The following is a 3,721-nucleotide window of genomic DNA, read 5'->3' on the forward strand; positions in this document are numbered from 1 at the left end:
AGGCGCGGGCGCTGTCGGCGGCGGCGCCCGCCTGGTGGGTGCGCTCCACGCTGCTGCGCTGAGGCGCGGCGCGCGGTGAACGCCCTCGTCTTCGTCGCCGCGGCGCTGTGCGAGATCGCCGGCTGCTTCGCCTTCTGGGCCGTGTTCCGGCTGCAGGCCTCCCCGCTCTGGCTCGCCGCCGGCCTCGCGTCGCTGGTCGTCTTCGCCTGGCTGCTGACGCTGGTCGAGGTCGACGCCGCCGGCCGCGCCTACGCCGTCTACGGCGGCGTCTACGTGGCGGCGTCGATCGGCTGGCTCTGGGCGGTCGAAGGCGTCCGCCCCGACCGCTGGGACCTCGCCGGCTCCGCCATCGTGCTGCTGGGCGCCGCCGTGGTGCTGTTCGGCCCGCGGAAGTGATCTCCGCAATTTATTCGCGCGACGCGGAAGTATAAACGAAGCGATCGCGCCCCTTTTCTTGTCCCGGCCTTGAGCCGGGACCCAGAACCGCTGGGCTTTCAGAACAAGGCGCGACGACCGGGGCGCTTCAGTCCCAACCGTCGGCGGAAATGGGTCCCGGCTCAAGGCCGGGACAAGGGAAGAGGGGCGCGTCTTCCGCCGTGCCGTCAGTGGGCGCGGGCGGTGACGAAATCGACCACGTCGGTCAGCGCCTCGACCACGGGGCGGTTCTCGAACGGGGCGAGGGCGGCGCGGGCGGCGGCGCCGTAGCGGCGGGCCTGCGCCAGCGTGGCCTCGATCGCGCCGTGGCGGCGCAGCAGGCGGATCGCCTGTTCCAGATCGCCGTCCTCGATCCGGCCGTCCTCCAGCGCGCGGCGCCAGAAGGCGCGCTCGTCCTCGGAGCCCTCGCGATAGGCGATCACCACCGGCAGGGTGATCTTGCCCTCGCGGAAGTCGTCGCCGACCTTCTTGCCGAGCTTGTCCTCGAGCCCGCCATAGTCCAGCGCGTCGTCGACGAGCTGGAAGGCGACGCCGAGATTCATGCCGTAGTCCCGCGCGGCGGCCTGCTCGGCGGCCGGCCGGTCCGCGATCACCGGGCCGACCTCGCAGGCGGCGGCGAACAGCGCGGCGGTCTTGCCCCGGACCACGGCGAGATAGTCGTCCTCGGAGGTGGCCATGTTCTTGGCGACCGCGAGCTGCATCACCTCGCCCTCGGCGATCACGGCGGCGGCGTCGGCGAGGATGCGCAGCGCCTCCAGCGAACCCACCTCGACCATCATCTTGAAGGCCTGGCCCAGCAGGAAGTCGCCCACCAGCACGCTGGCGCCGTTGCCCCACAGCATGCGGGCGGCGAGCTTGCCGCGCCGCATCTCCGAGCCGTCGACCACGTCGTCGTGCAGCAGGGTGGCGGTGTGCATGAACTCGACCGAGGCCGCGAGCTTGACGTGGCCGTCGCCGGAATAGCCGGACAGCGCTGCGGTCGCGAGCGTCAGCATGGGGCGCAGCCGCTTGCCGCCGGAGGTGATGAGATGGTTCGCGACGTCCGGGACCATCGCCACGTCCGACCCGACCCGCGACAGGATGACGGCGTTGACGCGCTCCATGCCCGACGCGACGAGCTCGATCAGCGGATCGATGCCGGAGGCGGAGGCCGCCTCCCTGCGCTCGTCCAACGGCGCTGCCACACCCAAACCCTGCCGCTCCTCGACGGTCTGAAAACGTGGGCGGACCCTAGCCATCGCGGCTCGGGGGGGCAAGCGGGAAAGCGCGGCGCTCCGGTCAGCCGACGCCGAGCGCGGCCTTGGCGGCCATCAGTTGCTCCGACGCGAAGGCCAGAAGGAACAGGGCGGCGACGAGGCAGACGAGTTCGGTGCGCATCGGATCAAGGGCCCGTCAGATCGGTGTGATCGGGAACGGTTCGGTTGTGCCCGCCCGCGTCGGCGAAAGTGGGGCGCCTTCGGGGCGATTTCGGCCCTAATGGTAAAGCGGCGCGAACCATAAGGCGGCGTTGCCGGGACGCGGCCGCCGCCCCATGCTCGACATCTGGCGCAACCCACACGGGACCCGACATGCAGGAACTCGTCCGAAGCAATGACCGCGTGCTGCTCTCCTTCGTCCGCGCCGTGCTGGACGAGGAGGGCGTCGAGCATCTGGTGCTCGACGGCGCCATGAGCGTGCTGGAAGGCTCGCTCGGCATTCTCGCCGCCCGCGTCATGGTGCCGGACGAGGACGAGGCGCGCGCCCGGCGCGTGCTGGCGGAGCGCGGCGTGGGCCACGAGCTGCGCCCCGAACGGCCGTGAGCGCGACGGAGCCCGCCGCGGTCGACGAGCGGACGGAGGACGGGTTCTTCGGCGGGCGCCTGCGCCTTATCCAGCCGCGCCACGGCCACCGGGTCGGCACCGACGCGGCCCTGCTCACCGCCGCCGCCCGGAGCCTGCTGACGCCCGGCGACCACGTCGCCGATCTCGGCTCCGGCGTCGGCGCGGTCGGGCTGTCGCTGGCGCTGTCCGGCGCGGGCCGCGCCCTGCTGGTGGAGATCGACCCCGCGACCGCCGATCTCGCGCGCGAGAACGCCCGACGCAACGGCGTCGAGGCCGCGGTGCTGACCGGCGATGTGGGCGCGGTCGGCCGGCCGGGGCTCGGCGAGGCGGAGCGGGAGACGTTCGATCTGGTGGTCGCGAACCCGCCTTTCGATGCGGTGGGGCGGTTCCGCGCCTCGCCGCAGGCGGACAAGGCGCGGGCCCATGCGGCCGGCGAGGGGCTTTTGGAGGTCTGGACCCGCGCGGCCGCGCGCCTGCTCAAACCCGGCGGACACGCGGTGATGATCCACCGGCCGGAAGCGCTTGGGGAGCTTACGGCGGCGTTCGAGGGCCGGTTCGGCGATCTCCGGCTGAAGCCGGTGCAGGCCCGCGCCGACGGGCCCGCCATCCGCCTCATCGTCGCCGGCCGAAAGGGCCGGCGCGGCGCGCTGACGCTGTCGGCGCCGTTCGTCCTCCACGGGCCGGACGGCGCCGCCACCGCGGAGGCCTTCGCCGTGCAGCGGGGGCAGGCGACGCTTCCGCTGTGACGGGCGCGGGGGAGCCCCCCGGATCAGTAGCGGTAATACCGGCGCGGGGCGCTGCAGACCTCGCGGGTGCGGGTGACGTAGCGCCAGCCGTCCCAGGAGCGCACGGTGGTCACCCGGCAGCGGGGACGCTGGGCGCGGTAGCCGTAATAGGGCGCCGGGGCGTAGTAGCGGCGGGGGCCGTAGTCGCGCCGCGGGCCGTAATGGGGGTAGCCGCGGTGATAGACCGGCTCGTAATAGCCGCCGCCGTAATAGGCCGGGCCGCCGAGACCGACGCCGATCACCACGTCGCCGGCGGAGGCCGCGGTGGGCGCCGCTGCGACGGCGCCGAGCGCGAGGGCGGCGGCGAGAACGAACGTGCGAACCATGATGTCCTCCCAAGGGGCGTGACGCCCGTCAGGACCCCCGGCTGCGTTCCCGCCGCGTCATGCGGGGGCCAAAGGACCGGGCGTCCTCATGTGGCGCACTCTGGCCGGGGGGCGCTGAACGCGGTCTGAGACCCGCATTCATCACGCATTCATGACCCCGGCGCGCCGGTTGCGCGGACCCGGGCCGCATCCTATCTCCGCCTTATGTCGACCCCGCTCCACGCCCTCCGCCGCGCGCTTGCGCCCGTCCTTCCCGAGCGCCTACGCGGCGACCGCCCGGTGGTGCCGGTGGTCCGGCTGCAGGGCGCCATCGGCGTCGGGGGGCCGCTGCGCCCCGCGCTGACGCTCGCCGGCT

General features: G+C 73.4%; 5 protein-coding genes and 1 pseudogene. 4 read left to right on the forward strand and 2 right to left on the reverse strand.

Features of this window, described 5'->3' with window-relative positions; genetic code table 11:
* The first annotated feature begins 75 nt into the window (after positions 1-75).
* Positions 76-396: a YnfA family protein gene (locus ACFQ4O_RS16060; RefSeq protein ID WP_378777138.1), complete on the forward strand. Its 321-nt coding sequence runs from the start codon at positions 76-78 to the stop codon at positions 394-396.
* Positions 397-602: 206 nt separating this feature from the next.
* Here ACFQ4O_RS16060 and ACFQ4O_RS16065 read toward each other — a convergent pair whose 3' ends face one another.
* The gene (locus ACFQ4O_RS16065; RefSeq protein WP_378777140.1) at positions 603-1,673 is read right to left on the reverse strand and encodes a polyprenyl synthetase family protein; all 1,071 of its coding nucleotides are present in this window, start codon (positions 1,671-1,673) and stop codon (positions 603-605) included.
* A 330-nt stretch (positions 1,674-2,003) separates the two neighbouring features.
* Here ACFQ4O_RS16065 and ACFQ4O_RS16070 point away from each other — a divergent pair, with 330 nt between their 5' ends.
* Complete coding sequence (locus tag ACFQ4O_RS16070; protein WP_378777142.1) at positions 2,004-2,234, forward strand: putative signal transducing protein; 231 nt, start codon at positions 2,004-2,006, stop codon at positions 2,232-2,234.
* Positions 2,231-3,001 carry a tRNA1(Val) (adenine(37)-N6)-methyltransferase gene (locus ACFQ4O_RS16075; RefSeq protein ID WP_378777144.1) on the forward strand — a complete coding sequence of 257 codons (771 nt, stop codon included), beginning with the start codon at positions 2,231-2,233 and terminating at the stop codon, positions 2,999-3,001. The genes ACFQ4O_RS16070 and ACFQ4O_RS16075 overlap by 4 nt, the downstream gene beginning before the upstream one ends.
* 23 nt (positions 3,002-3,024) lie before the next feature.
* Here the strand turns inward: ACFQ4O_RS16075 and ACFQ4O_RS16080 are convergent, their stop codons facing one another.
* Positions 3,025-3,366 carry a hypothetical protein gene (locus ACFQ4O_RS16080; protein WP_378777146.1) on the reverse strand — a complete coding sequence of 114 codons (342 nt, stop codon included), beginning with the start codon at positions 3,364-3,366 and terminating at the stop codon, positions 3,025-3,027.
* A gap of 204 nt (positions 3,367-3,570) precedes the next feature.
* On the opposite strand from ACFQ4O_RS16080, the pseudogene ACFQ4O_RS18275 reads away from it, so the two are divergent.
* Positions 3,571-3,721, forward strand: a pseudogene (locus tag ACFQ4O_RS18275) (S49 family peptidase); the annotation flags it as partial.

Source organism: Methylopila musalis (genome assembly GCF_042679725.1).
Taxonomy (GTDB): Bacteria; Pseudomonadota; Alphaproteobacteria; order Rhizobiales; family Methylopilaceae; genus Methylopila; species Methylopila musalis.

What these genes read in the sequence shown, in the direction of transcription:
- ACFQ4O_RS16065 (WP_378777140.1), bottom strand. Translation starts at nt 1,673, where the DNA reads ATGGCTAGGGTCCGCCCACGTTTTCAGACCGTCGAGGAGCGGCAGGGT.
- ACFQ4O_RS16070 (WP_378777142.1), top strand. Translation starts at nt 2,004, where the DNA reads ATGCAGGAACTCGTCCGAAGCAATGACCGCGTGCTGCTCTCCTTCGTC.
- ACFQ4O_RS16080 (WP_378777146.1), bottom strand. Translation starts at nt 3,366, where the DNA reads ATGGTTCGCACGTTCGTTCTCGCCGCCGCCCTCGCGCTCGGCGCCGTC.